Annotated in this window: 1 protein-coding gene; it reads left to right on the top strand. The window is 51.9% G+C overall.

Annotated elements, in window-relative coordinates:
• The coding region (locus tag CKL79_RS22780) for a transposase (RefSeq protein ID WP_170944179.1) at positions 1–346 on the top strand (346 nt) is incomplete at its 5' end.
• Positions 347–374: the final 28 nt, after the last annotated feature.

The following is a 374-nucleotide window of genomic DNA, read 5'->3' as shown; positions in this document are numbered from 1 at the left end:
CCAGCGCACCCAGTTCATCAAGCGCATGGCGCAGTTTGCGCAGCGCGAGCAGATGAAGATCCACCTGGTTTACTATCCGCCTTATCACAGTAAGTACAATCCCATAGAGCGCTGTTGGGCGGCGCTAGAAAACTACTGGAATGGCGCTATCCTCGATACTGTTGAAACGGCCCTACGATGGGCGGCAAACATGACTTGGAATGGCTTCGAGCCCATGGTTGAGCTAGTCGAGGCGACTTATCAGAAGGGTATCAAGGTGACCAAAGATGAGTTAGAGCCGTTTGAGCAACAGTGGCAGCGCTCTGAGACGTTGCCTAAGTGGGATGTGACGATTGTTCCGATATGAACGGTAGATTATTTGTTTGCGAGTCCCT

Origin of the sequence: Leptolyngbya sp. BC1307 (assembly GCF_002286735.1) — a bacterium.
GTDB lineage: Bacteria > Cyanobacteriota > Cyanobacteriia > Phormidesmidales > Phormidesmidaceae > Phormidesmis.
The sequence above is the reverse complement of the archived record's forward strand: the minus strand, read 5'-3'. Positions and strand labels throughout refer to the sequence as shown.